This window comes from Neorhizobium sp. LjRoot104 (assembly GCF_964253725.1).
Lineage (GTDB): Bacteria > Pseudomonadota > Alphaproteobacteria > Rhizobiales > Rhizobiaceae > Neorhizobium.
In genome coordinates this window covers 327,195-351,322 of sequence record NZ_CAXURS020000002.1, presented here as the reverse complement: position 1 = coordinate 351,322, position 24,128 = coordinate 327,195, and the positions used below count along the sequence as shown (strand labels likewise).

Below are 24,128 nucleotides of genomic sequence, written 5' to 3'. Positions count from 1 at the left end.
GATATCCGATGTCCGGGCGGCTGGCGCCCGGACGGTCTTCACGAATTTCAGGCCCGAAGCAGGGGCTTCACGCGGGTGGCAATGGAGGCCACGGCTTCCTTGACCTCCTTGCGGCCGAGAACGGCAAGCTGCACCTCCTCGAGGAAGATCGACTGGGCGCGGGCCGCTTCAGGGAAGGGCGGGAAGGCGCCGCGGGCGTTCTTCAGCACCGACGCCTCGACGGCCGCGACCGGATTGCTCGCCGCGAAGGACTGGTCCGCATAGGTCGAGACGCGAACCGGACCGTTGCCGTTCTTGGCCATGCCGACCGTGGCGCGCTTGCTGGAGACTTCCTTGATGAACTTCCAGGACAGGTCCTTGTCCTTGGAGTTGGCCGGGATCACCATGCCCCAGGCCTCGACGATCGACGACATCGGCATCCTGCCCTTGAGGCCCGCCGAGATCGGGAATTCGATCGCCTTGATCTTGCCGGGGAACTTGCTCTGTTCCTTGTTGTTGAGCTGCGCGAACCGGGCAAACGGCAGGACGGTGAAGGCAGCGCGGCCCTGCTGCAGCCAGGTCACCTGGTCGTCGTTCTTGGTGGTCGCATAGCTGCGCGGCAGGGCACCTCCCTCGAACATCTTGCGCAGGACGGTGAGGCCCTTTTCCATCGCTTCCGGGTTCGGCAGCAGCTCGAACTTGGCGTTGATGAAATCACCGCCGAAGGCGCGGGCGAACATGACCGGGAAGACGGCGAGGTCGCTCGCCAGCACCATGCCCGCGACCGGCGTGCCGGCCTTGGAGGTGAAGGTGAGCTTCTGCGCCTGTTCCACCAGGTCTTCGAGCGTGGTCGGCGGGGCGGTGATGCCCTGTTCTTCGAGGAGCGCCTCATTGTAGAACAGGCCCTGGGTCGCATGGCGGACCGGGATGCCGATCAGCTTGCCGTCGACGGTCATGCCCTGGACGAGGCCCGGTGCGATATCGCCGAAGTCCTCGATCGCATCCTTCTTGAGATAGCCGTCGAGCGGTTCGAACATCGCGGCAATCTGCTTGGTTGGCCGGTTGTCGACGATGTAACCGACGTTGAAATCAGTAGTGCTAAGGCTCGCCTCACGGAACAGGCGGTCCTGCAGCGGATTGGAATCGAACGTGGTCCAGACGACGTCGGCATCGTTGGCGGCACGCCAGTCCTTGAGCAGATCACCGTCGCCGGTGCCGAGCACCGTCTGGTGCACCTTGTGGCTCAGGACATTGACGGTCTTGCCCGCGGCAAACGATGGCCCGGCGGCGAACATCGCCGCTCCTCCCATCGCGGTGCCCAAGAAGCCGCGCCGTGTGATGTTGGTAAGCGATTTGTCTGACATGATTTCCCTCCCTTGCAGACAGTAGAATACCCTTGGTGACTAACCCTTGGTCGCGCCGGCGGTCAGGCCGGCCACGAGATAGCGGTTCATGAAGATGACGAAGAGCAGAACCGGTATGAGCTGGACCGTGGAGGCCGCAAACAGCACGCCCCAATCGACGCCGTCGATCGATCCGATCATCTCGGAGATCACCAGCGGCGCGGTCTTGGCCCCGGTCGCGGTGAAGATGAAGGCGAACAGGAACTCGTTCCAGGCAAAGACCACGACGAAGACCGCGACGGCGAGAATGCCGGGTGCTGCGAGCGGCACGATGACGCGCCTGAGGATCGTCAGGCGGCCGGCGCCGTCGATCTGCGCCGCCTCGTCCAGTTCGCGCGGGATCTGGTCGATGAAGGTGCGCATCAGCACCGTGCCGAGCGACACGAAGAAGGTCGCGTAAAGCACCATCAGCACGATATGCGTGTCGTTGAGGCCGATCGCGTTGATGATCGGGAACAGCGGCAGCGTCACGACGATTGGCGGAATGAGGCGCACGATGATCAGGAACATCACGCTCGCGTTGAGCATCCGGCTGCTGTAGCGCGAATAGACGTAACCAGCGGCCGTGCTGGTGGTGATGGCGATGATGGTCGCGCCCGCGGTGATGATCGTGCTGTTAAAAAGCCCGGAGAAGAACACGCCCCAGCCGTTCCAGAGCTCGAGATAGTGTTGGACCGTCGGCGAGAAGACGAATTTCGGCGGAACCGCGAAAATCTCCTGACCGGGCTTGAATGACGACAAAACGATGAAGGCGATCGGAAACAGCGACCAAGCCAGGATGACCGCGACCGCGACTGTTTTTCCAAGACCGATGGCGAGCTTGTCAGTGCGCATTGCCGGCCACCTGCTTGCGGAGAAGGAAGACATAACCGGTCGCCAGAAGCAGCGATGCGAGCACCATGATCCAGGCGGTGGCGGCCGCCGTACCGAAGGCGTTGAAGCTGAACGCTTCCTGATAGAGATAGACCGCGACCACTTCCGTGGAACGCGCCGGGCCGCCGTGAGTCATCAGCCAGACTTCCGAGAAGATGCGGAAGGCGAAGATGTAGCGGAAGAGCAGCGCCACCACGATCGCCGGCCCGAGCAGCGGCATCGTCACGCGGCGGAAGGCAGCGAAAGGTGTCGCGCCGTCGATGCGTGCCGCTTCGTAGAGGTCCTTCGGGATCGCCAGGCGCGCCGCATACAGAATGATGAAGGTGAAGGGCAGGTGCAGCCAGATGGTGAGCAGGCCGATCATGATCAGCGCATGCGACGGCTCGAAGGACCAGTCGAGCATGGGCAAGCCGAGCCACGTCAACATGGCCGTCACGGGACCGACATCCGGATCGAACAGGAAACGCCACATGGCGACCGCGATGACCTCGCTGACGGCATAGGGCGCCAGGACCGCAACGAGGAGAAAACGCCGGCACGGCAGGCCGCTTGCAAACAGCAGCGCCATTCCAAGCCCGAGCGCCAGTTCCAGATGGACGGCGAAGATGACGATGAGGACGGTGTTGCCGAGGGCCAGCAGGAAGGCCGGATCGGTCAGCACCTTGATGTAGTTCTGAAGGCCGACGAAGGTCGCGGACTGCCCGAAGCTGGAGGCATGCAGGCTGAGCCATACGACATAGAACGACGGTATGACGATGACACTGAGGATCAGTATCTGCACCGGCGCGAGGAATGGCACGACCTCGGTGATCTTGTTCAAACGCAAAATGCTCCTCCCATGCGAGCTTAGTCTTTTGGCTGGCGTTCTTACCGGACGCCTAGTGGATCCTGTTCGGGCGCTCCTTGGCCTTGTCCGGCGTGTCGGCCACCTGTTCCTCCGCGCCCTTGCGTGGTTCCTCCACGGGCGACTGCACGAGACGGCGGGTTGAATCCCGCACCTGGAGACTGGTGTTGAGAATGCTCGGCGCAGGCGCCGAGACATCGCCCATCATCCTCTTCTGCAGTCTCTCCCAGGCAAGGTGGGCGATTTCGTCGACCGGCTGCCGGATCGCGGTCAGCGCCGTCTTGCGGGCGCTCATCCAGGTGTAATCGTCGAAGCCGATGATCGAGACCTGGTCGGGAATCTCGATCCTCTGCCTTGCAAGCGCGGTGAGCACGGCAAGCGTGGTGACGTTGGTCAGGGCAAAGACCGCGGAGGGGAGCGCATGGCGCTCCAGCCAGTGCGCGAAGATCTCGGCGCCCCGTTCGGAATTGGAGCCGAGCGCAATCGCTACCGGCTCGCGGCCGATCATCTTCTGCACGACCGAGGTTGCGCCGCGGACACGCTCGCGGATCGGCGCGATATCGAGATGCGATGCCGCCAGCACGATATCCGAATGGCCCATCTCGACGAGATAACGCCCGGCGATTTCTCCCGCCTCGAAATTGTCGATCGTCACCGTATCGGCGGCCGCCGATTGTGGAATAACGCGGTCGACGAGGACGGTAGGCAGGCGCCCGACTTCGCGGGCAAGTGCTGCCGGCACTGTGTCGGAGCAGGGCACGGCGATGATGCCCGAGGGCCGCCAACCGAGCAGCGTCTGCAGGCGCGACTCTTCGAGCTGCTTGTCGTCTCGCGAACTTGCAACGATGACGTCGTACCCGTCCTTTAGCGCCATCACCTCGATGCGCGAGATGAGCGAGGTGAAGAACGTGTCATCGAGATCAGGCACGAGGACGCCGACCACCCGTGCCTTGCCGGATTTCAGCTGCGAGGCGGCGCGGTCGATCTGGAAGGAAAGGTCCTTTGCCGCCTGCTCGACCTTTTCGCGCAGGTCGTCCTTCACCGGCTTGCGACCGCTGAAGACGTTCGACACGGTGGCAATCGACACGCCGGCGCGTTCTGCGACTTCCTTAAGCGTTGCACGTTTGCGGGACACCGTAGCCTCACTGTTAAACGTTTTACCGTTAAACGTTTAACACATCTGGAAGCATTGGCAAGAGGCCGGGCTCGTCGCGGCGATCTCAGTGAGATCGAGCGCGCCTTCAAGTCTCCGGTCATTCCCTTCGCGCTGGCCTTGCCTCCTCTGCCGAGGTCGAAGAACACGACGTCCAGAGACAGCTTGGTCATGCTTCCGCGGAGATGACCCGCCGTTACCAACGCCGGCGCGATCGCTTCCGCGTGAATCTGACCAAGGCTTCAGGGCTTTAGCCACCCCTTCCCTACATCGTCCGACCACGCGCCTGCAGAGACACCACTTTGGCCACCTCTCAGCGCATTGTTGAAGCCTCGTGGGGCGTCCCTTGTTGAGGCCTATCTGAGCACACCGCTGCATATCCGCGTCAGAGATCCACTCCACAACCAAGCGTCACGGCTCCTCGCGCGCGCCAAACTTGGTTGTAAAACCATTTGTTCGAAATCAATTCGGTTGGCACAACTATTGCGCTTCCTTGTATCCAAGGTGATACTCCAGCTTGGATGCATAAACTATAGGCAGAAATTCTGGAGAAGAGCAGTGGAGCCGCAGTCCTTGCACATCGACCGGACAATCATCGACGCAATCCTCTGCGGTCGGTTACGGCCTGGAATGCGGCTCGGTGAACAGGAATTGGCGACCTTGTTCAATGTGTCACGCACGGTCGTCCGGCAATCGCTGACCCGACTGGAGGCCCGCGGTCTGGTCCAGGTCACGGCGCGACGCGGCTGGTTTATTGTCGAGCCCTCGGTAGAGGAGGCAACTTCCGCGTTTCAGTCGCGCCGTGCCATCGAATCCGGCATTCTCAATACAATTGACAATGTCGGCCCAGCGCCGATCGCGAGGCTTCGCGAACATATTGCTCGACAGCGGGAGGCCATTGTGTCCGGAGATGCCGCGTCCCGGAGCCATCTTCTCGCTGATTTTCATGTCTGTCTCGCAGAAGTGCTTGGGTTTTATCCTCTGCTGGACATTCTCAACGACCTGACGGCACGCAGCCTGCTGTTCGAGGCGCTCTATCAATCCACGCCAGATGCGGCCTGTTCCTGTGATGACCACGAACGCATTGTCGATCTCCTGGAAGCCGGGGACTACCGGGGTGCCGCGCGCGTCATGATCACCCACATCAGCGATATCGAAACCCATCTGACGGCGCGCATCAAGCAAACGCCGCAACTCGATCTGCGGGAGGCACTCCAGATACGCCCCCCGAAAACCTGACGCCATCGGCCGGCCAAAAGGACGGCCAACGCATACCGGACAACTTTAGTGCAACCTCGAAAACAGGAGAGACTGGCATGACGTCGATCATAGGATTTCTCAATACGTTTTTTTGGGGCTATGTCCTCATCTACGGATTGCTGGCTGTAGGCGTGTTCTTCACATTTCGCCTGGGCTTTCTGCAGATACGCTATTTTCCGGAATTTATCCGCGTCGTCATGCGTGCGCCTGAGACGGATTCAGCCGGCATCACGCCGTTCCAGGCGCTTTGCACCAGCCTCGCCTCGCGGGTCGGCACAGGTAATCTGGCGGGCGTTGCGGTTGCAATGACGCTGGGCGGGCCAGGCGCTCTGTTCTGGATGTGGGTGGTGGCAGCACTCGGCATGGCAACAGCCTACGCCGAAAGCACGCTGGCGCAATTGTTCAAGGTTCGCGGGCAAAGCGGCGAGTATCGCGGCGGCCCAGCATTTTATATCGCTCGCGGCCTGAACGTCCCCTGGGCAGCGGCGATTTTCGCCATATGCCTGATTCTGGTCTTTGGTCTCGTGTTCAACGCGGTGCAGGCAAATTCGATCGCCGAGGCGATGAATGGCGCATTTGGGGTGCCCAAGCTTGCCGTTGGTGTCGTGATTGCCATCATTTCCGGTGTGGTCATTTTTGGCGGGATCAAGCAGATCGCACGTTGCGCAGAATATGTAGTCCCCTTCATGGCGGTCGCCTATCTCGGCGTTGCTCTGTACGTTCTGATCGTCAACATCGCGGATGTGCCCGCGGCATTCATGCTTATCATTAAGAGCGCGTTTGGTTTCGAACAGGCAGTTGGCGGCATTGCCGGCGCAATGCTGAACGGCGTCAAGCGTGGCCTCTTCTCAAACGAGGCCGGGATGGGCTCGGCGCCGAACATTGCAGCAGCTGCCACCCCCAATCCACATCACCCCTCCTCGCAAGGCATGGTGCAGGCACTTGGCGTCTTCATCGATACGCTGCTGATTTGCACCGCAACAGGGCTGATGATCGTCTTGTCCGGGGCGCTTGTGCCGGGGGGTGAGTTGACCGGTACGCCATTAACCCAGGCTGCCTTGACTGCCCATATCGGCGGTGCAGGGCAATACTTCATCGCCATCGCGATCTTCTTCTTCGCCTGGACCTCGGTGCTCGGCAACTACTCCTATGCCGAAAATGCGCTGGTCTATCTAGGATTGGACAATAAGCTCGGCTTGATGTGCGCGCGAATCGGCCTGCTGCTGATGGTACTCTGGGGGTCCTACGAAAGCGCCACCACGGTCTTCGATGCTGCCGACGCATCGATGGGCCTGATGGCATCCATCAATCTGATCGCGATTTGCCTGCTGTCGCCATTGGTCGTCAAGTTGACCCGCGACTACTTCGAACAGAAGCGGTCCAAGACCCCCGTCTTCGATCCACACAGCTATCCGGAGCTTGCGGGAAAAATCGACGCCGAAATCTGGCACGAGGTCTCCTCATCCCGGATTGCAGAGGTCGGGCTGAGCCCGGCCAAGGCTTGATAGCTCCCTGTTCCCGCCCGCCGAAACTCGGCGGGCGATTCTTACCATTGCGAGCAGCACATCCACTCCAGCCATACTTGCTCTGATGACGACCATCTCGGAACGATGATCTTTTCACCAAGGCCGAGTTCGTCGTCCAGGAGCTACGGTATCTTCGCCTTGAACATTGGCAAATGATCGTTTGTCCCTTGTCGGTCGCCCAGAGTGAACGGAAACGCTTGCTTTTCCGGCCTACTGAGCAGATTTCGGCGAGGATCAGCGGAACAGCCGCTACTAATTGGGACACTCATGGCGGTCATCGCGATCGTTCAACCCCTTGCGCAGATACCTTTTGCTCCTCCCCTCCCTCGAATTCCCCATTTTTCGCCATTTCCGCCACAGATGACCGCCCGAGCGCGTTTTGCATCAGTCACGACCGGATTGTCGGCGCACTCAGCATGAACAACAGTCTGTTCGATGTCGGCGCCTATGGGCTGCGCAGGGCCCGCTGGGCACCGGTTGGTTGACGTAACGAGAGCCAAGCTACACGGTGACGCAGCGAGACCGACGATCGCGGAGATCGCCAAGACCGGACACTATCAATGAGTAGCTCGGCCAACACATGTTTCTTCGCCTTTCAGCAGCCCTGGGAGCTCGTCGGAATGTTGCCAACAGTGAAGAGTTGAATGGGGCACCGAAATCCTGACGAAGTTCGCTAGCACCGGCGACGCGACCCGCCCAGTCTTCGATCTTCCAGGCACCGCGCACTCTCTGACGAGGCGCTTGCCTTCCTTGACCGGGACATTCCGACTCCGCCCTTGGGTGGTTCCACTGTTTCGGGGATCGGCGGTACAATATCCGACGCAACAGAGTGCCCCCACATTCGGGCGATGTCGTAAACGGAACACTGAAAACGTTAGTACGTTTACTCTCGAATCCCGTATCACGGAAAAGTTAGAGGCCATTGTCAGATGAGGCAGTTCACCTGAATCCTAAGGGCCACAGCTTCGCTATTTCCAACGCGACTATACATGCCCAATGATTTAATTATGGTTTTTTATGGACATGGTTTGATCATCGCCTTACAACTCCGTCATGTGTTGGGTTCGACGAGCCCGATTCTCGAAGGCGAAACGTTGAGGGAAAGTTTGGGGAATTCAGCTAACTTCGAGTTCTCGGGATGAAGTCGTGATACGTAGCCGACGTCATTGCGTCGCAAATGAAACAATTTCGGACGGCGTTTCGGCACAACTCTCGTGGAGTTGTGGCTGAGAACTGACGAGCCGAAAGGAGAAGGAGAATGCCCTCGCGGTATGCCGGGCTAACCTAATTTATGACTTCTAAAACTGCAAATGATGCGTTGGCTCCACTGGCTCCGGCGAAAATCAGTCTCAAGAGCGTCTACAAGATTTTCGGTGAGCACACAGACAAGGCGTTGGATATGGTTCGCGCCGGGAAGACAAAAACCGAAATCCACGTCTCAACGGGCTGTTCGATGGGCGTCAACAATGCCAGCTTTGACATCAAGGCCGGCGAGATCTTCGTCATCATGGGCCTTTCGGGCTCAGGAAAGTCTACGCTTCTCCGGCTTTTGAACCGCCTTATCGAACCAACTTGCGGCTCGATCGAAGTCGACGGTAAAGACATAACCAGGATGTCGCACCGGGAACTGATCGAGGTCCGCCGCCGAGACATCAGCATGGTCTTCCAGTCGTTCGCGCTGTTGCCCAATCGAACCGTGCTCAACAATGCCGCCTTCGGTCTCGAGGTCGCGGGTGTGATTGAGGCTGAACGCAAGGAAAAGGCGCTGGCAGCCTTGAAGGCCGTCGGCCTGGAAGGTTATGCCGAAAGCCGGCCCGACCAGCTCTCAGGCGGCATGAAGCAGCGGGTCGGGCTTGCCCGTGCGCTCGCCAGCGAACCAACCATCCTGCTCATGGATGAAGCGTTTTCAGCGCTCGATCCACTCATCCGGACCGAAATGCAGGACGAACTCGTTCGTCTTCAGGCCGAACACAGCCGCACCATCGTTTTCGTCAGCCATGATCTTGACGAAGCGATGCGCATCGGTGACCGCATCTGCATCATGCAGAACGGCACCGTTATCCAGGTCGGTACGCCCGACGAAATTGTCATGAGCCCGGCCAACGATTACGTCCGGTCGTTCTTCCGCAATGTCGACATCAGCCAGGTGTTCAAGGCCGGCGACGTCGCCCGAAAGACGCAAGTGACAATCATCGAGCGCCAGGGCGTCTCGGCAGCCGCAGCTCTTGAACGTATGAAGAATTTCGATCGCGAATACGCGATCATCCTCGGCCGTGACAAGACGTATCACGGCATGATCAGCCAGGCCTCGTTGCTTGAGAAACTCCGTGCCAAGAGCGCGGATCCTTATCGCGATGCCTTTTTGTCCGAGATCGAACCGATCCCAGCAGACGAACCCCTGTCGAACGTTCTCGGCAAGGTCGCCGCTAGTCCTTGGCCAGTTCCCGTCATCAACGACGGCAAACGGTATCTCGGCTCCATCAGCAAATCGACGCTGCTTGAAACGCTCGACCGCACCAGCTGATTTTTTCCAACCGGCAAACACCGGAGACAGAAAATGAATTTCGATATCGGTGACGGCATCGACGCCGCCGTCAATTACGTTCTGGACAACTTCTCCCCTGTCCTCGATTTCATCGCCGCCATGATCGGCTTCGTAACCGACGCAATCCAGAGTGGGCTGGCCGCACTTCCCATGCCGCTCGGCATCGCCATCTTCATCGCACTGTCGCTGTGGCGGGTCGGCATTGGTTTCAGCGTACTCACTGGCCTCGCCCTTTGGCTCGTCGTTCACATGGGCCTGTGGGACGCCATGATGGAAACACTCTCGCTGGTTATAGCTTCTACTTTGATTGCAATCCTCGCCGGACTGCCTCTCGGAATCGCTATGGCTCGCCGGGAGGCCGTCGCCGCCGTCGTGCGGCCGATCCTCGACCTGATGCAGACCATGCCGGCATTCGTCTACCTGATACCGGCAGCCATGTTCTTCGGTCTCGGCGCGGTGCCGGGGGCAATCGCCACGGTAATCTTTTCCATGCCGCCCGTGGTCCGTTTATCGAACCTTGGCATCCGCCAAGTGCATAACGAGTTCATCGAGGCAGGCAATGCATTCGGTTGCACCTCGACCCAGCTGCTCTTCAAGGTCCAATTGCCGAATGCCATGCCGTCGATCATGGCGGGCATCAACCAGACAATCATGCTGTCTCTGTCGATGGTGGTAATTGCTTCTATGATCGGCGCCGGCGGCATCGGAAACACCGTCCTGACCGGCATCCAGCGCCTTGATGTCGGGACTGGTTTCGAGGGCGGCCTTGCAGTCGTGATCCTCGCAGTCATTCTGGATCGTCTTACCCAATCCCTCGGAAAGCCCAGCGCCGGGTACTGGCAGGCGCTTTTCAAAAGGAACGAGCGCGAGGAACTGGTGACGGCAACCGTCTGAGCCCCTCCGCCGAACCATGCGGGTGCCGAACCCGCGAACCCAACTCCCAAAAAGGAGAATTTATGTTCACAACACTTTCGATCACCCGCCGGGCAACCCTCGGAGCAACCTTCGGGCTTGCCGCAGCACTTCTGACCGGCTCCGTGACTACGACGATGGCGCAAGATGCTAAGCCGGTAAAGATTGGCTGGGCCGCATGGTCGGATGCCGAATTCGTCACCAAGCTCGCCGCCAAGCTGATCAAAGACGAACTGGGAGCCGAGGTCGAACTCGTCCAGACTGACGTCGCGCCGCTCTACCAGGGTGTCAGCCGCGGCGATATCGACCTCATGATGATGGCCTGGCTGCCTCAGACCCATGCTGATTATTTCGCCAAGATCAAGGACCGCGTCGAAACCATCGGCACGGTTTATGATGGCGCAAAGCTGGGCTGGGTGGTCCCGGCCTATATCCCGGAAAGCGCGATCGCTTCGATCGAGGATCTCAAGAAGCCGGACGTGCAGGAAAAGCTGTCCAGTACTGTTCAGGGTATTGATCCAGGTGCCGGCCTCACGCGTCTTTCGCAAAAGGCACTGAAGGACTACAGCCTCGGCGGTTACAAGCTGCAGATCTCAAGCGAGGCGGGTATGCTGACTACCGTCGATCGGGCGATGCGTAGCGAAAAATGGTTCGTCGCTACGTCCTGGAGCCCGCATTGGATGTTCGGGAAATACAAGCTGCGCTATATCGTCGATCCGAAGACGTCGCTGGGCGAGGCAGAGCATGTGGACATCATCGCCCGCAAGGACTTCAAAGCTGAAAATCCGAAAGTGGCGGGCTTTCTGTCGCGCATGAAGTTGCCGATCGGCGATCTTGAGGCGGCTATGTTCGTTGCCCAAGAAACCTCTTACGACGAGGCGATTACAGAATACATCAAGAATCATCCTGATCAGGTGAAAACCTGGGTAGGTGACGAAAGCTGACGCCGCCCCGGCCTTCCAGGTTTCAGCTCGGGAGGCCGGGCCTTGAAAGGAGTTCTTGATGCAAAGACAGATCATTCAATCCGCTCCCACGGATAGCGATACCCTCGGGGGCCGGATGTCGCTCGCCCGCGATATCTCGGCTTTGTCGATCGAAGAAGCAGCGCAAATGACTGGAGTGCACAGAGACGTCTGGCAGGCGTGGGAAAATGATCGAAGCGATCCGGGCGTTGGCCATATTGACAACATAGCGGCGTCGTTGAATGTGAGCGTACTATGGCTCGCGATAGGGCTTGGCCCTGGACCAGGTTGGCCAAGTGATCCGTCGGTGCAGTGACCGGCCAAAGTAGTGCGACGCGCAGCCCAATAGGCTGCGTGCCGCAAAGCATCGACTTGGCAGGGCGTGGAAACCGCGTCTTTTTTCGGCTGATACTCCATCGCTGGCGCGAAGACGGGCGGCACTGGATCTTGAGCGGCCTTTTTCGCCAATTTTGCCCTAAGTCTGTTTCTTTCGACGGAACGTGGAGGCGTTTGGCGTCGCAGCAATTTGTCGGATTCTTCTCTCCGCTTCTGCTAAGGACTGTCGGTGGATAGTTCGAGGGGAAGAGCGAACGCTTGGTCTCCTCATCGTTGACACCTTGAATTCGTGATCGGGGTCGGTTCCGCCTGGGGGCGAAATGACACTCTAAGCCGTTGCTCCCTTCGGCCAGCGATATTCGCGGTCAGCATATGTGTGCCCAGCCACCTCTGATCCCAACCCACCAGATTAGTATGTCATCCAAAGGAGGGATTTAGCGAGTGATCACTCATTGTTGTTTGGAATGTTGAGGAGTTGACCGCAGGCTTTGCAATGAACGGCGTCGGCGTCGTGTCGCTGCAGTCCACATTGTGAACATTGGTAACTCACCTTGTAGGGACGCACGACGGTCTGAGCAAGTCTGACGAATAGCGAGATGCCGACGATCATCGTAACGACCGACGTCAGCTTTCCCAAGGGCCCGGGAAGTGTGATGTCGCCAAATCCTGTTGTCGTCATCGTCGCGACAGTGAAGTAGAGAGCGTCGATGAAACCTTCAAGTCCGTCTTGGCGGTAGAAGAATGTCGTGTAGACGAAGCCGGTCACCATGAACAGGAAAACGAGGAAGTTCAAGCAAGCTCGGGCTGCATCCAAGTATGACGCATAACCTGCACGCTCCATCGCCACCTGAAGAAGCGGGCTGCGACCTATCGCCCAGATGCGCATGGCTCTCAAGAAGGCGAAATTAAACAGCGTGTTGGGAAAGAGCAGCGTGCCAAGGATAACGATGTCAACCCAGGTCATCGGGCGTTTTAGGAGCGCTGGGATGCTGTTAGCGGCTACTGCTCGTGCGGCAAGCTCGCCTGTCATCCAAGCTGCAATCATGTAGTCGATGATCAAGTAGGAAGGGCCGTTGCGTAGGTACGGGCCGAGAATGAAAAATGCCAGGATACTGAGGTCCACGATTGCCAGGCATGTTTGCCAACGCAATGACCAACTGTCTCGCCCACGCTCGATGCGGAGGAGCTTCATCTTGACGTCAGCCAACCGCGAGGGTGGCAGCCCACCGAGTCCTCGCGGCTGATCCATACAAGTGAACTTAAGGCTTGAAGAAGGATGGTCAAGGTGAGTGCGGTATCACTGGCAATCGAAATCGCCTACGCCGCCCGGTGAAAGGCAGATCGCGGCCAGGCAGGATCAGATCGAGCAGATAGCTTTCGAAATCGCACTCTCGTGACTGGCCGAAGTAACTCGTAGCGTCTAGAATGAGGGGATGAAACACTTCTACGTCCTGGGATCGCTCCTTATGTGCACGCTCTGCAGCGGTGCGCAAGCGGGAGGTTGGGAGATGGCTTACGCTCGCGCTGACAAGCCGAGCTTGGACATGCAAGAGCCTGATGTTGTCGATTACAGCGTTGGTGACTGTGTGGACGTCGATGTCGAGTCCCACGAAATGGAGTGCGAGATTGTCGGCTAGACGGGGTCGAAACTAGCTTCACGGGGGGTCCACCCACGCGGTTTCTTTCGTTGCGCCTATTGAGGTTGAGCGGAATTTCCCGCCGCGATCAATTCGAAAATGCGACGGTCAAAGGGCAAAGAGCGCGCTCACTTGTCGCCGCCGGTGACCAGCGTGTTCAGTTCGATCAGCCAGCAAGATCGACACGTGCAACAGCCATGGTCATGCCGCCGCACACCACAGGATCAATCCACCCCGAAATCGAGACCACGACACCTGCACGAAATCCCGCATCAACTGCGCCGTCGGGGCCATGACCAGCACGAAAACCATGAGCGCGACAGCAACGATCAGGTTGAGCTCGCTGAGGATGCGCACACCCTTGTCGAGGCCGCTGACGACGGAAAGCGTGGCGATTGCCGAAATAACGACGAGATCAGCACGGCTTGCACGATAGAGGACACGGGCACGCCGAGCAGGAAGTTCAAGCCTGCATTGATCTGCAAAACCCCGAAGCCAAGGGAAGTCGCGATGCCGAAGAGCGTGCCGCAGATGGCGAAGATATCAACCAGGTGCCCGATCGGGCCGTTGATACGCTCCTTCAAAATGGGATAGAGACCCGAGCGGATGGTCAGCGGCAGGTTGTAGCGGTAGCCGAAATAGGCGAGCGACAGTCCGACGACGGAATAGATGGCCCAGGCGTGGATGCCCCAGTGAAAGAAGGTCACGCTCATCGCTTCCCGTTTTGCCGCGATCGAGAGGGGGGCGGCGGTTGGCGGGGCGGCGAAATGCGTCATCGGCTCGCCGACAGCGAAGTACATCAGCCCGATGCCCATGCCAGCAGCAAAGAGCATCGCGATCCAGGAGAGATAGGGGAACTCCGGCTGGCTATCATCCGGCCCGAGTTTCAGCTCGCCATATCGGCCAAAGGCAAGAATGAGGATGCCGAACAAGAAGACCCCAACAGCGAGCAGGTAGAACCAGCCGAAGGACGAGAGAATCCAGGACTGTAACGCGCCGAAAATCGCCTCGGCCTGCGCCGGAACAACGGCTCCGACAGCTACAAACATCAGGATGATCGCGACAGATCCGAAGAAGACGGGCGGATTGATTGTGAACTTGAAGATCAGCTTCCTTCCATCTTCCGGTCGTTGGGGACAGCTAGTCCGCTCCAGATCGGAACCTATTCTGCCTGTTGCCGGTCTCCAAGGGAGAGGAGGATGCAATCATGAATGATCAATATTCAGCGGAAGAACTCGCTGAGGAATACCAGATAAGCCACCACCAAGCCGTGAGGTATATCACGCGACTTGGTGCAAGATGAGATGAACTGGACAGTTTCCTTGCATCGTCCTCTGGAACACCCGTCCATCGAAAAGACGAAGTCGATCCGCCAGCAGTGGTGACTTTTGGATAGATGCGCCGCATTTGTCTTCATTGAGCCAAAGGTTTCAATGCGACCTCAGCCTCCTGCATCAGATCCATGGGCATGACCGGGATGATCCCAAGAACGGCAAGGTCGTTTACACGATAATGCGAGGTGGGTAGGATTCGGGTTGACTGACATCCTCCCTGCCTTAAATGCCCGATCGAGACGCTGCTGCATTTTATCCGCATCTGGTCTTTCCGAATTGATGGCATCGTCGTTCAAAAAGCGCGGTAGGATTTTGGCAGCACGGATCGAAGATTATGCGTTGATTGGGGACTGTGAAACGGCAGCTCTGGTCTCAAAAATGGGGTCGATCGATTGGCTATGCCTTCCCCGCTTCGATGCGCCGGCCTGTTTCGCGTCGCTTCTTGGAACGGAAGAAAACGGCCTATGGTCGATCGCCCCGAGCCAACCGGTTACCGGGGTAGGCCGCGCTTATATTGAAGACACGCTGGTGCTGGAAACGGAATTCTCTGTCGGAACCGGCAAGGCAGCAGTGATCGATTTCATGCCACCGCGCGACGGAACCAGCAATATTGTGCGCATCATCGAAGGCCGGAGCGGCAGCGTCGAGTTTGAGGTCGACCTCGTCATCCGCTTCGACTACGGCCGCAGCGTTCCGTGGGTCAGCCATGTCGCAACTGGCAGGCTGACCGCTGTCGCCGGGCCTCATCGCCTGACACTGGAGAGTCCAGTTGAACTGAAGGGGGAGGACTTTCACAGCAAAGCGACTGTCACTGTCTCGGAAGGGCAACGTCTGGCGTTCACTCTCACCCATAGCGCCTCTCACGAGCCGGTGCCTGTCGCTCGAGATCCGGAAGCGGCGCTGCAGCAGACGGTATTCTTCTGGCAAGATTTTGTCGGCCGCTGCCCACCGGTCAACAGCTACAGTGCGATCGTCAAGAGATCGCTGATCACTCTGAAAGCCATGACCTACATGCCGACCGGCGGCATTGTTGCCGCAGTAACCACCTCTCTGCCGGAAAAGATCGGCGGGCCGCGCAACTGGGACTATCGCTACTGTTGGCTGCGCGACGCCACGATGACGCTGATGGCCTTCATGAACCTTGGCTATTTCGACGAGGCGACGGCCTGGCGGGAATGGTTGATGCGGGCGATTGCCGGAACGCCGGAGCAGATGCAGATCATGTACGGCGTTGGCGGCGAACGCTCTCTCCCCGAATTCGAACTGGACTGGCTGGGAGGCTACGAAGGATCGCTGCCGGTGCGGATCGGTAATGCGGCGGCGGACCAGTTCCAGCTAGATGTCTATGGAGAGGTCGCCGATGCGCTGGCACAGGCGCGCAAGCATGGCTTGCCCGCCCATCCGCGCACCGATTCGATGGCCAGGGTTCTTCTGCCGTTTCTGGAAAAATCCTGGCGTGAGCCGGATGAAGGGATCTGGGAGGTCCGCGGTGGACGTGACCATTTCACCCATTCCAAGGTGATGGCGTGGGTGGCGTTCGACCGCACGGCGAGGCTTGCCGAAGATTCGGACGACACGGGTGCGGCCCTCCGATGGCGCGCAGTCGCTGATGAGATCCATGCCGATGTCTGCCGGAAGGCTTATAACGAGGAACTCGGCAGCTTCGTTCAGAGCTATGGCTCAAAGGTGCTGGATGCCAGCCTTCTTCAGCTCCCTCTTGTCGGCTTCCTGCCGCCGGACGACCGCCGCGTCATCTCGACTGTGGAGGCGATTGAGCGACGCCTGATGCGAGACGGCCTGCTGTTGCGCTACGAGACCGAAGTCATCGACGACGGCTTACCCTCAGGCGAAGGTGCCTTTCTTATCTGCAGCTTCTGGCTCTGTGACGCCTTGGTTCTGCTGGGACGGCACGCGGATGCAAAGCGGCTTTATGACAGATTATGCGACCTTTGCAACGACGTCGGACTGCTTTCGGAAGAATATGACCCGGTGGCGGGACGGATGCTTGGCAACTTTCCACAGGCCTTCAGCCATCTGGGGCTCATCGCGACGGCGCTCAATCTTGCCCGGCTGGAAGGCCCGGCGGGAGAGCGTTCCGATAAAAATTAGAGCTGATTTCGTCGCCCCTATCAGAACCCCGGCAAAGACAAGAACCACCCAGGAGACGATGCCGCTGTTCAAGCGTCCGCGGAGCCCCGGCAAGGGCAAGCACCCAAACGCTGATGTCGACCGGGCTTAATACACCCGCCCCCGTGCAATCGGAGCGCTGGAGGTGGAACAGGTGGCGTCGGGGCTCGTTGTATCTTCGAAGTCGGCGATTCAAGTGCCCTTGATGAGTTGGCTTCTCGTTGAGAGGGAAGGTCCGCTTCGGCGGGCCTTTCTTTTGGAACGATGGCAGGTGGAGGCTGGTTACAGCGGTTTTCCTGATGGAGACCCCACAAGTGTTATTTCCATATCCGCAAAAATGGCGCCCTTGAGGAAGATCCAGAAGAACTGAGTTCGCTATCCTCAACGAAGCTCAAGAGAGGCGTTGCGGCGGAACTCCGCCCGCTGGTAGGTGGACACCGGAATCTGGCGTTCAGGACACTGGGGCTTCCCGCGTTGCCGCCAATCCGGCACTCTCGCGCAAGGCCCGGAGCAGATCGTGCGGCTTGAAAGCCGGAACCCGAACTTGAATCGTCCGGCGGAGGCTCACGCCGAAGTGCCTTTGGCCTCGAAACGATCGATAGTCTTCGGCAAACACTTTTTCGTTCCGGGAACCGATCGAATACTGAAGCGCGTTCCGCTTTCCAACGTCCGTAGATTGGCTTCCTGGACCTTTGACAAATGCAGGAAGACGTCGGCGCGCGTCGGCCGCGCACCTCTGCGGCTTGCAGATGTTGTATTCAATCAGATCTCGGCGTCAATGGTTCCCTCGCGGTGACGCTAAACCTAAGTAATTATACTTATACGCGAGGTCAAGGCCCCGAAATTGAGACGAATGAGCCCGGGCGATTGATGCAATCTCAAATAATTTCCGATCTAATACTCTTATAACAGACTGTTTAACTTGGCCGTAATACGATAGCGCTAAGATCGGTATAACAACTGCCGGGCCAACGCTAATCATTATGACCTACGAAGAAATGCGCCTTGATGCGCTCACCAGCCTCAATCTTCTCAATACGCCGGCGAGCGAGAGCTTCGATCGCATCACGCGAATGGCCAGCCAGATCTTTCAGCTTCCCATTGCCGCCATCTCGCTTACCGATAGCGATCGACAGTGGTTCAAGTCGAAGGTCGGCGTTGAACACAACGCCATTCCAAGAAAGAAAGCGCCTTGCGGGCAGGTGGCAGACTCTTCCGAGTTTGTCGTTATCGAAGATTTTGCGCTCGATAGCCGTTACTGTGACAGCCTGCTCGGTGTAAGCGGCATACGCTTTTACGCAGGAGCCCCTCTGACCACGAGGGAGGGTTACTGCTTAGGTGCGCTATGCGTTCTGGGTACAGAGCCGAGAAAGATCACTGAGGCTGAAAGTGCCGCTCTTCAGGATCTCGCATCGATGGTAATGTCGCAAATTGAGCTGCAACACGCATTCGGTCGAATTGACCCAATCAGCGGGCTACCGAACCGTATCCAGTTCAGCGATGATCTGGCGGATCTGGCACGAGATACACCCGACGAGGAAAGGGTTGCAGTTGTACTTGATCTTGCGCAGCCGCATCAGATGGAACGACTATCGGCGGTTATGGGAGCAGCCGCTTGCGAGCAAGTCGTACAGGATGCTGCGCGTTCGCTGAGGGCCTTCCTGGGGAGAGACCTCCAAATTTATCATGTGTCCTCGGCGCAGTTCGCTTTCCTGGCCCCGCCCGGTCTCGGCGCGGCCGCCTATAGGAGCCCTCTCCTGAAGCTACTCGAAACGGAGCTTGTCGGAGCCGAGATCAAGTATGCAGTAACCCCAGTGTGCGCGATGACGGTGTTCAAACCAAAGGTGACGTCGCCAACCGACTGCCTGAGGGCGCTGTCAAGCGCGGCGCGGGAGACGCGGGCGGTCGAAGAAACTGTCGGTGTGTTTTCCGATCGTCATGATGTGGACTACCGCAGGAAGTTTCGTCTCCTGAACGATTTTGCGGCGGCTTTGAATGACAGGGAGCAACTTCGCGTCGTCCTGCAGCCGCGGGTCGATCTGGCATCCGGTGAGATCATCTCTGCCGAAGTGCTCCTCCGCTGGCGGCATCCTGAGCTCGGCGAGATATCGCCAGGGGAGTTTGTACCGGTCATTGAAAATTGCGCTCTTGCGTGGCCAATGACGAAATGGGTCCTCGCGACAGCCTGCAGCCAGCTTGGAAAGTGGCACCGGCAGGGCATCGTCCTGAAGCTGTCCGTCAACTTTGCTGCGAGCAACTTGAAGGAAGATATCGTCGGCGAGGTGCTGAATTGCCTTATTGCCAACGACCTCCCGCCCGAGGCCCTTGAGATCGAGTTGACTGAAACGTCAATGATGCAGAACAGCGTGCAGGTCCTCTCAAAGCTTGATCAATTGGTCGACAATGGCATCAGCCTGGCGATCGACGACTTCGGGACCGGCTATAGCAGCCTCTCCTATCTTCAGCGCCTTCCTGTCAGCGTAGTCAAGATCGACCGGTCCTTTATAATGGCTCTGAGCGAAGGCTCACGCGAGCAAAAGCTGGTGCATTCGATGATCAGGCTGTCCCATGAAATGGGATATCGCGTCGTTGCAGAAGGTATTGAAGTCCCTGAGGTCGCCGACCTGCTGCGCGTCATGGGATGCAACGAGGGGCAAGGCTATTTGTTCGCGCGACCGCTAGAGGTCGCCGCAGTAGAAGGGATTTTGGCCACCGGTCGGATCCCAGTATACTTGACCTCTGCTGCCTGATCGCGAAATGCTGGAATGATGCCCTGAAGGCCGCGGCGGTCGAACCGGATGGTAATCGCCAAGTGAGGTGGATTCCGCTGATCAAAAAAAAGGGTCAAGATCTCCTTGTTCTCTCTATCGAATGCCGAGAGCCGCCGCGCAGGCGCAGGCCGACCACACGCCTGTGATAATGACCAGCAGCCACGAATATAAAAACGGACCAAGATCGTAGCCTCCACCGCCGATTGATGGTCCGGATACCGTGTCGATCTGTGCGCCGATCAGTATGATTACCGGCATGGCGAGTGCCGACATCAGCAATAGCCCTGGTCTGGTGCGAGCCTGTTTATGTGAGGTCGGTGTCCTCGACCCGTCGGCTTAATAGCTGATCTAGCTACTTATCTTGGCTAACTTCAGATATGTGAGCGCAAGAGGGGGCGGAGACTATGTCTCACGGCCCAGGATTTTTCTTCGACAGCGGAGGGAGGAGAACCACGTCGATAAGTTGAGAGTACCAGACTATGGTTAACGAACCGTTTCAGACGTGCTCAACGGACTGCGCGATCTCTTGCCGCAATTGATCGACCTTCGTGGCGGCCCACTGGCGGGCATCGTCGCCGAAGATGAGCCGCGATGGCGTCTTGGCCTGGGAGACAAGCCCCACGATCTGCGCCGCGAGCAGCTTGGGATCGCCCGGCTGGTTGCCATTGGCAGCATCCACGAACGCGCGATACTGCGCGGACGCCTCGGCATAGTCCGGAATGTCGATGCTGCCGAAGCTCGCCGACTTGCCGTCCATAAAATCGGTACGCAGCATTCCCGGCTCGACCAGGAGAGAGCGGATGCCGAACGGCGCCAGCTCCTGCGCAAGGCCTTCCATCCATCCCTCAACGGCAAACTTCGACGCCGAGTAGACCGACCCACCGCCGCTGGAGACCAGCCCGCTCACCGATGAAATGGTGACAAGGAGGCCTGAACGACGCTCCCGCATGTGAGGAGCGACCGCGCGCGCGACGTTCATCGTGCCGAACAGGTTAACCTCGAACTGACGCCGCACTGCGGCGTCGGTGAAGGTCTCAAAGAAACCGAGTTCGGCGTAGCCTGCATTGTTGACGAGCACGTCGATCGCACCGAACCGTTTACAGGTCTTGGCGGCTACCGAGTGCGCGGCTTCTGCGTCGGTGATATCGAGCGCAATGGCGTGCAGGCGGTCGTGTTCGCTCCCGAAGGCATCGATCACCGCATCAGCGGAACGCGCCGTTGCCACAACCGTCTCGCCTGCATCGAGCGCCGCGCGCGCGATCTCTCGCCCAAGTCCCCGGCTCGCGCCCGTCACCAACCAAACCTTGCCCATCGCCTGCTCCTCATTCTTCCATTGTTGCCCTCTATGTAGCCATGCTAATTGATTGCGATAATGGCCTAATGAGTAATAGGCCCCATTAGCGGGGATCATGAATTGCGCCCGGATCAGTTCAGCGACCTCGCCGTCTTCGCGGCAATCGCCTCACACCGCAGCTTCACCCGTGCCGCAAAGCGGCTTGGAGTCACACAGTCGGCCCTGAGCCAGACGATGAAGCGGCTGGAAGGCCAGCTTGGGTTTGGCCTGCTTACCCGCACGACGCGCAGTGTCGCTCCGACGGCTGCAGGTGAGCGGCTGCTTGCCACCCTTTCGCCAGCACTGGCAGGGTTGGACAACGAGATCGAAGCGCTGTCTCACGCACCTGGAGCAGCGATCGGCACTATCCGGATCACCACGGGCAAGCACGCCGCCGACACGGTGCTCTGGCCGATGCTCCCGTCCTTCATGCGTCGCTACCCCGGCATTGAGGTGGAGGTGTGCGTAGAGGACGGCATGACCGACGTTGTGGCGGATCGCTACGATGCAGGCATCCGGCTCGGCGAGCGGTTGGAGAAGGACATGATCGCGATCGCGATAGGGCCTCCGGTTCGCGTCGCAGTGGTTGCCGCCGCAGGCTATCTGAAGGATCATCCGGCGCCGATTGAGCCTGCCGACCTCACGGAGCATCGCTGTGTCGCCTATCGTGACGCGCATGGCAACCTGTCTCCCTGGTCGTTCGAGCGCGGCGGGCATGCGATGACGGTCACTCCACGCCGTGGACCTGTATTTAACGATGCCGACCTGCTGGTGGCCGCCGCGCTTGAGGGTTTCGGCGTCCTCTACATCCTGGAGGACCTGGTGGCCGCGCCGATTGCAGACGGCCGCCTCATCCGTCTGCTGGAGCCGTGGTGCGAGCCATTTGCCGGCTACCACCTCTATTACCCAGATCGGAAGGGTACGACTGCTTTCGAATTGTTCAAGGAAGCGCTCAGAGAGAGCAGGCGGTCTCGAAGAATCGACCCCTCTCCGCCATCAAAGTCGTCATAGAGACAATGACGCGAGGCCATCAGTGTGCGTTTTTCCCGAATGGCAGCTTAAGACACTCGCGCGCTCTGAAAGGGCTGAGATAACTGAGGTGGTAAGACGGACTGACATAGCAGAAATCGAGTGAGGAGAAGAAGTCCCGCGTAAAAATGCAAGCCTTAAGTCTAATTTCACTGTTATTGCGGAGACTTACATTAGATACAGTCTATGGTTGGCAGATATTGTCACACCTAGTGAGATGAACGGACCGGGCCTTGCCGACGGACAAACCGATGAAAGTCAAAAGTGACCGGACCCTTGCATTGATAGCAGCCAAGTTTGCCGAGGCGACCCGGCTGTCGTTGATTTCCATCGACAATCGCGGCAACATCGAGTTCATCAACCCCGCCGCCTGCCTACTCTTTGGCTACACCCAGGCCGAAATGATCGGCCAGCCAATCACAATCATAATTCCGGAGCGAATGCGCGGCGCTCACACGGCCGGCCTTCAGAAGGCCGCCGAGGGGAACGCTCCCCATCTTGGCGGCAGGCCGGTCGAGGTCTTTGCACTCAAAAAGAATGGGGCAGAATTTCCGATTGAGATAACACTTTCAACTTGGCAAGGCCCTCGCGGGTTTTGCGCAGGTGCCGTGATTACCGATATCTCCGAGCGACGGAAACGGGAGGGACGGCTTCTGCGGATGGCGAGCCAGGACACGTTGACCGGGCTGCTCAACCGCCGCCAGTTCACGAGCCTTTTGTCCGACGCAATGACGGCTGGTCGACCTTTGTCGATCCTCCTCCTTGATCTGGACGGATTCAAGGAAGTCAACGACACGCACGGCCACGTGGTCGGCGACACGCTCCTTCAGGCCATCGGCGTGCGACTACCTTACATGCTAGCGGAGAGCGCCCACGTCGCCCGTATTGGCGGGGATGAATTCGCCATCCTGCTGAATGATACGGATGACCCGCTCAAGGCCCACGCTCAGGGCCAGGCAATCCAGGAGGGATTTCAAAAACCCTTCGAACTCGGAGGCCAGGTGCTGGAGGTCGGGACGAGTATTGGTATCGCGCTCGCTCCCGCACACGGACAAGAAGCAGATGAGCTTATCGCAAGCGCGGATTTCGCGCTGTACCGCGCAAAAGCCGATGGTGGCCATGGGATTCGCCTCTACGATCCCAGTATGCGCAGCGAGACTTCAGCCCGTCGGGCGCTCCGCGATGAGCTTCTCCAAGCTTTGCGCCAAGGAGAACTCGAGCTCTTCTTCCAGCCGCAGGTCCATCTCATTACCGGGAGGACCATCGGAGTCGAAGGCCTGCTTCGCTGGCATCACCCGCGCCGGGGCCTTTTGTCGCCCGCGGCCTTCCTGCCGGCACTGGATCAAAGCGCGCTTGCCTTGGAAATCGGCTGGTGGACGCTGGACGAGGCGACAAAGCGGGCCAGCGAATTGCAGCGGTCCGGCCACGATATCAGAGTGGGGGTCAACCTCTTCCCTGGTCAATTGCGGGCGCCGAACTTGATTCACAAGGTCGCCAATGCGCTGCAGCGGCATTCACTTCGGCCCGATCTTCTCGAACTTGAAGTGACGGAGACGATTGCTCTTGCCGATAATGATCGGTCGTATGAGGCCATGAAAGCTGTGCGTAAGATTGGCGTCGGAATTGCCTTTGATGACTTCGGGACTGGATACGCCTCGCTCAGCTCGCTCCAACGCTATCCCATCACAACATTGAAGATCGACCGCGGTTTCTTAGGCAACATCGACAGCCGCACCAGCGACGCGGCGATCACCAGAGCCCTGATTGGACTCGGGCATGATATGGGCCTGGAGACGATCGCGGAAGGGATCGAGACGAAGGAACAGGAAAAGTCCCTGATTGCGCTCGGATGTCCATGCGGACAGGGGTACCTGTATGGCAAGCCAATGCCATTCCCCAGTTTAGTTGAACAACTAGAGACAGAACGTTCGGCAATGTCCGGAGATCACGCAGTGTTGGCAGGATAGAAGCGGGTTTGCATACCGTCGCACTGCGCTCGCGTGCCGCTGCGGACCTTTCACCGAACTGCTAACGCGAGCCGTCTTTTTAAATTGGGCTCTACCTGTAGGCGAAGCCGCTGGTGCTCAGTCCGCTTCGATAGCTC

General features: G+C 58.7%; 17 protein-coding genes and 2 pseudogenes. 11 read left to right on the top strand and 8 right to left on the bottom strand.

Annotated features, from left to right (window positions below; genetic code table 11):
• Positions 1–47: 47 nt before the first annotated feature.
• The 4 genes from ACSQ8R_RS23795 to ACSQ8R_RS23780 are packed head-to-tail and all read right to left on the bottom strand — an operon-like array spanning position 48 to position 4,234.
• Positions 48–1,343: an ABC transporter substrate-binding protein gene (locus ACSQ8R_RS23795; RefSeq protein ID WP_436255837.1), complete on the bottom strand. Its 1,296-nt coding sequence runs from the start codon at positions 1,341–1,343 to the stop codon at positions 48–50.
• 39 nt (positions 1,344–1,382) lie between these two features.
• The gene (locus ACSQ8R_RS23790) at positions 1,383–2,216 is read right to left on the bottom strand and encodes a carbohydrate ABC transporter permease (RefSeq protein WP_436255836.1); all 834 of its coding nucleotides are present in this window, start codon (positions 2,214–2,216) and stop codon (positions 1,383–1,385) included.
• Positions 2,206–3,075 carry a carbohydrate ABC transporter permease gene (locus ACSQ8R_RS23785; RefSeq protein ID WP_436255835.1) on the bottom strand — a complete coding sequence of 290 codons (870 nt, stop codon included), beginning with the start codon at positions 3,073–3,075 and terminating at the stop codon, positions 2,206–2,208. Before ACSQ8R_RS23785 ends, ACSQ8R_RS23790 begins: the two co-directional genes overlap by 11 nt.
• A gap of 58 nt (positions 3,076–3,133) precedes the next feature.
• The gene (locus tag ACSQ8R_RS23780; RefSeq protein WP_436255834.1) at positions 3,134–4,234 is read right to left on the bottom strand and encodes a LacI family DNA-binding transcriptional regulator; all 1,101 of its coding nucleotides are present in this window, start codon (positions 4,232–4,234) and stop codon (positions 3,134–3,136) included.
• Between the two features lie 72 nt (positions 4,235–4,306).
• On the opposite strand from ACSQ8R_RS23780, the pseudogene ACSQ8R_RS23775 reads away from it, so the two are divergent.
• From ACSQ8R_RS23775 to ACSQ8R_RS23745, 7 genes and pseudogenes are all read left to right on the top strand, one after another.
• Positions 4,307–4,506 (top strand): annotated as a pseudogene (locus tag ACSQ8R_RS23775) (integrase); the annotation flags it as partial.
• A 304-nt stretch (positions 4,507–4,810) separates the two neighbouring features.
• On the top strand, positions 4,811–5,491 hold the full coding sequence (locus ACSQ8R_RS23770) for a GntR family transcriptional regulator (protein ID WP_436255833.1): 681 nt from the start codon (positions 4,811–4,813) through the stop codon (positions 5,489–5,491).
• A gap of 77 nt (positions 5,492–5,568) precedes the next feature.
• Positions 5,569–7,017 (top strand): alanine/glycine:cation symporter family protein, encoded by a 1,449-nt coding sequence (locus ACSQ8R_RS23765; protein ID WP_436255832.1) that lies wholly within the window; start codon positions 5,569–5,571, stop codon positions 7,015–7,017.
• Positions 7,018–8,329: 1,312 nt separating this feature from the next.
• A complete protein-coding gene (gene proV, locus ACSQ8R_RS23760) occupies positions 8,330–9,562 on the top strand; it encodes a glycine betaine/L-proline ABC transporter ATP-binding protein ProV (protein ID WP_436255831.1) in 1,233 nt (410 codons plus the stop codon).
• 33 nt (positions 9,563–9,595) lie between these two features.
• Positions 9,596–10,477 (top strand): ABC transporter permease, encoded by an 882-nt coding sequence (locus tag ACSQ8R_RS23755; protein ID WP_436255830.1) that lies wholly within the window; start codon positions 9,596–9,598, stop codon positions 10,475–10,477.
• Positions 10,478–10,539: 62 nt separating this feature from the next.
• Positions 10,540–11,439, top strand: a complete 900-nt coding sequence (locus ACSQ8R_RS23750; RefSeq protein WP_436255829.1) for a glycine betaine ABC transporter substrate-binding protein — start codon at positions 10,540–10,542, stop codon at positions 11,437–11,439.
• Positions 11,440–11,497: 58 nt separating this feature from the next.
• A complete protein-coding gene (locus ACSQ8R_RS23745; protein ID WP_436255828.1) occupies positions 11,498–11,773 on the top strand; it encodes a helix-turn-helix domain-containing protein in 276 nt (91 codons plus the stop codon).
• 465 nt (positions 11,774–12,238) lie between these two features.
• Here the strand turns inward: ACSQ8R_RS23745 and ACSQ8R_RS23740 are convergent, their stop codons facing one another.
• Both ACSQ8R_RS23740 and ACSQ8R_RS23735 read right to left on the bottom strand, forming a co-directional pair.
• A complete protein-coding gene (locus tag ACSQ8R_RS23740) occupies positions 12,239–12,985 on the bottom strand; it encodes a potassium channel family protein (RefSeq protein WP_436255827.1) in 747 nt (248 codons plus the stop codon).
• A gap of 700 nt (positions 12,986–13,685) precedes the next feature.
• A pseudogene (locus ACSQ8R_RS23735) lies at positions 13,686–14,479 on the bottom strand (BCCT family transporter); the annotation flags it as partial.
• 597 nt (positions 14,480–15,076) lie between these two features.
• Between ACSQ8R_RS23735 and ACSQ8R_RS23730 the strand changes: the two are divergent.
• Both ACSQ8R_RS23730 and ACSQ8R_RS23725 read left to right on the top strand, forming a co-directional pair.
• The gene (locus ACSQ8R_RS23730; RefSeq protein WP_436257260.1) at positions 15,077–16,873 is read left to right on the top strand and encodes a glycoside hydrolase family 15 protein; all 1,797 of its coding nucleotides are present in this window, start codon (positions 15,077–15,079) and stop codon (positions 16,871–16,873) included.
• Between the two features lie 1,001 nt (positions 16,874–17,874).
• Positions 17,875–19,641, top strand: coding sequence for a sensor domain-containing phosphodiesterase (locus ACSQ8R_RS23725; protein WP_436255826.1), 1,767 nt, complete (start codon positions 17,875–17,877; stop codon positions 19,639–19,641).
• Between the two features lie 114 nt (positions 19,642–19,755).
• Here ACSQ8R_RS23725 and ACSQ8R_RS23720 read toward each other — a convergent pair whose 3' ends face one another.
• Together ACSQ8R_RS23720 and ACSQ8R_RS23715 are read right to left on the bottom strand one after the other, a co-directional pair.
• The gene (locus ACSQ8R_RS23720) at positions 19,756–19,935 is read right to left on the bottom strand and encodes a hypothetical protein (protein WP_436255825.1); all 180 of its coding nucleotides are present in this window, start codon (positions 19,933–19,935) and stop codon (positions 19,756–19,758) included.
• Positions 19,936–20,158: 223 nt separating this feature from the next.
• Complete coding sequence (locus tag ACSQ8R_RS23715; protein WP_436255824.1) at positions 20,159–20,974, bottom strand: SDR family NAD(P)-dependent oxidoreductase; 816 nt, start codon at positions 20,972–20,974, stop codon at positions 20,159–20,161.
• Positions 20,975–21,076: 102 nt separating this feature from the next.
• Here ACSQ8R_RS23715 and ACSQ8R_RS23710 point away from each other — a divergent pair, with 102 nt between their 5' ends.
• Positions 21,077–22,006 carry a LysR family transcriptional regulator gene (locus ACSQ8R_RS23710; RefSeq protein WP_436255823.1) on the top strand — a complete coding sequence of 310 codons (930 nt, stop codon included), beginning with the start codon at positions 21,077–21,079 and terminating at the stop codon, positions 22,004–22,006.
• Positions 22,007–22,275: 269 nt separating this feature from the next.
• Complete coding sequence (locus ACSQ8R_RS23705; RefSeq protein WP_436255822.1) at positions 22,276–23,991, top strand: putative bifunctional diguanylate cyclase/phosphodiesterase; 1,716 nt, start codon at positions 22,276–22,278, stop codon at positions 23,989–23,991.
• Positions 23,992–24,128 lie beyond the last annotated feature (137 nt).

Coding starts and splice junctions, on each gene's coding strand:
- ACSQ8R_RS23795 (WP_436255837.1), bottom strand. CDS start 1,343: ATGTCAGACAAATCGCTTACCAACATCACACGGCGCGGCTTCTTGGGC.
- ACSQ8R_RS23765 (WP_436255832.1), top strand. CDS start 5,569: ATGACGTCGATCATAGGATTTCTCAATACGTTTTTTTGGGGCTATGTC.
- ACSQ8R_RS23745 (WP_436255828.1), top strand. CDS start 11,498: ATGCAAAGACAGATCATTCAATCCGCTCCCACGGATAGCGATACCCTC.
- ACSQ8R_RS23720 (WP_436255825.1), bottom strand. CDS start 19,935: ATGTCGGCACTCGCCATGCCGGTAATCATACTGATCGGCGCACAGATC.
- ACSQ8R_RS23705 (WP_436255822.1), top strand. CDS start 22,276: ATGAAAGTCAAAAGTGACCGGACCCTTGCATTGATAGCAGCCAAGTTT.
- ACSQ8R_RS23750 (WP_436255829.1), top strand. CDS start 10,540: ATGTTCACAACACTTTCGATCACCCGCCGGGCAACCCTCGGAGCAACC.
- ACSQ8R_RS23790 (WP_436255836.1), bottom strand. CDS start 2,216: ATGCGCACTGACAAGCTCGCCATCGGTCTTGGAAAAACAGTCGCGGTC.
- ACSQ8R_RS23740 (WP_436255827.1), bottom strand. CDS start 12,985: ATGAAGCTCCTCCGCATCGAGCGTGGGCGAGACAGTTGGTCATTGCGT.
- ACSQ8R_RS23725 (WP_436255826.1), top strand. CDS start 17,875: ATGACCTACGAAGAAATGCGCCTTGATGCGCTCACCAGCCTCAATCTT.
- ACSQ8R_RS23755 (WP_436255830.1), top strand. CDS start 9,596: ATGAATTTCGATATCGGTGACGGCATCGACGCCGCCGTCAATTACGTT.
- proV (WP_436255831.1), top strand. CDS start 8,330: ATGACTTCTAAAACTGCAAATGATGCGTTGGCTCCACTGGCTCCGGCG.
- ACSQ8R_RS23715 (WP_436255824.1), bottom strand. CDS start 20,974: ATGGGCAAGGTTTGGTTGGTGACGGGCGCGAGCCGGGGACTTGGGCGA.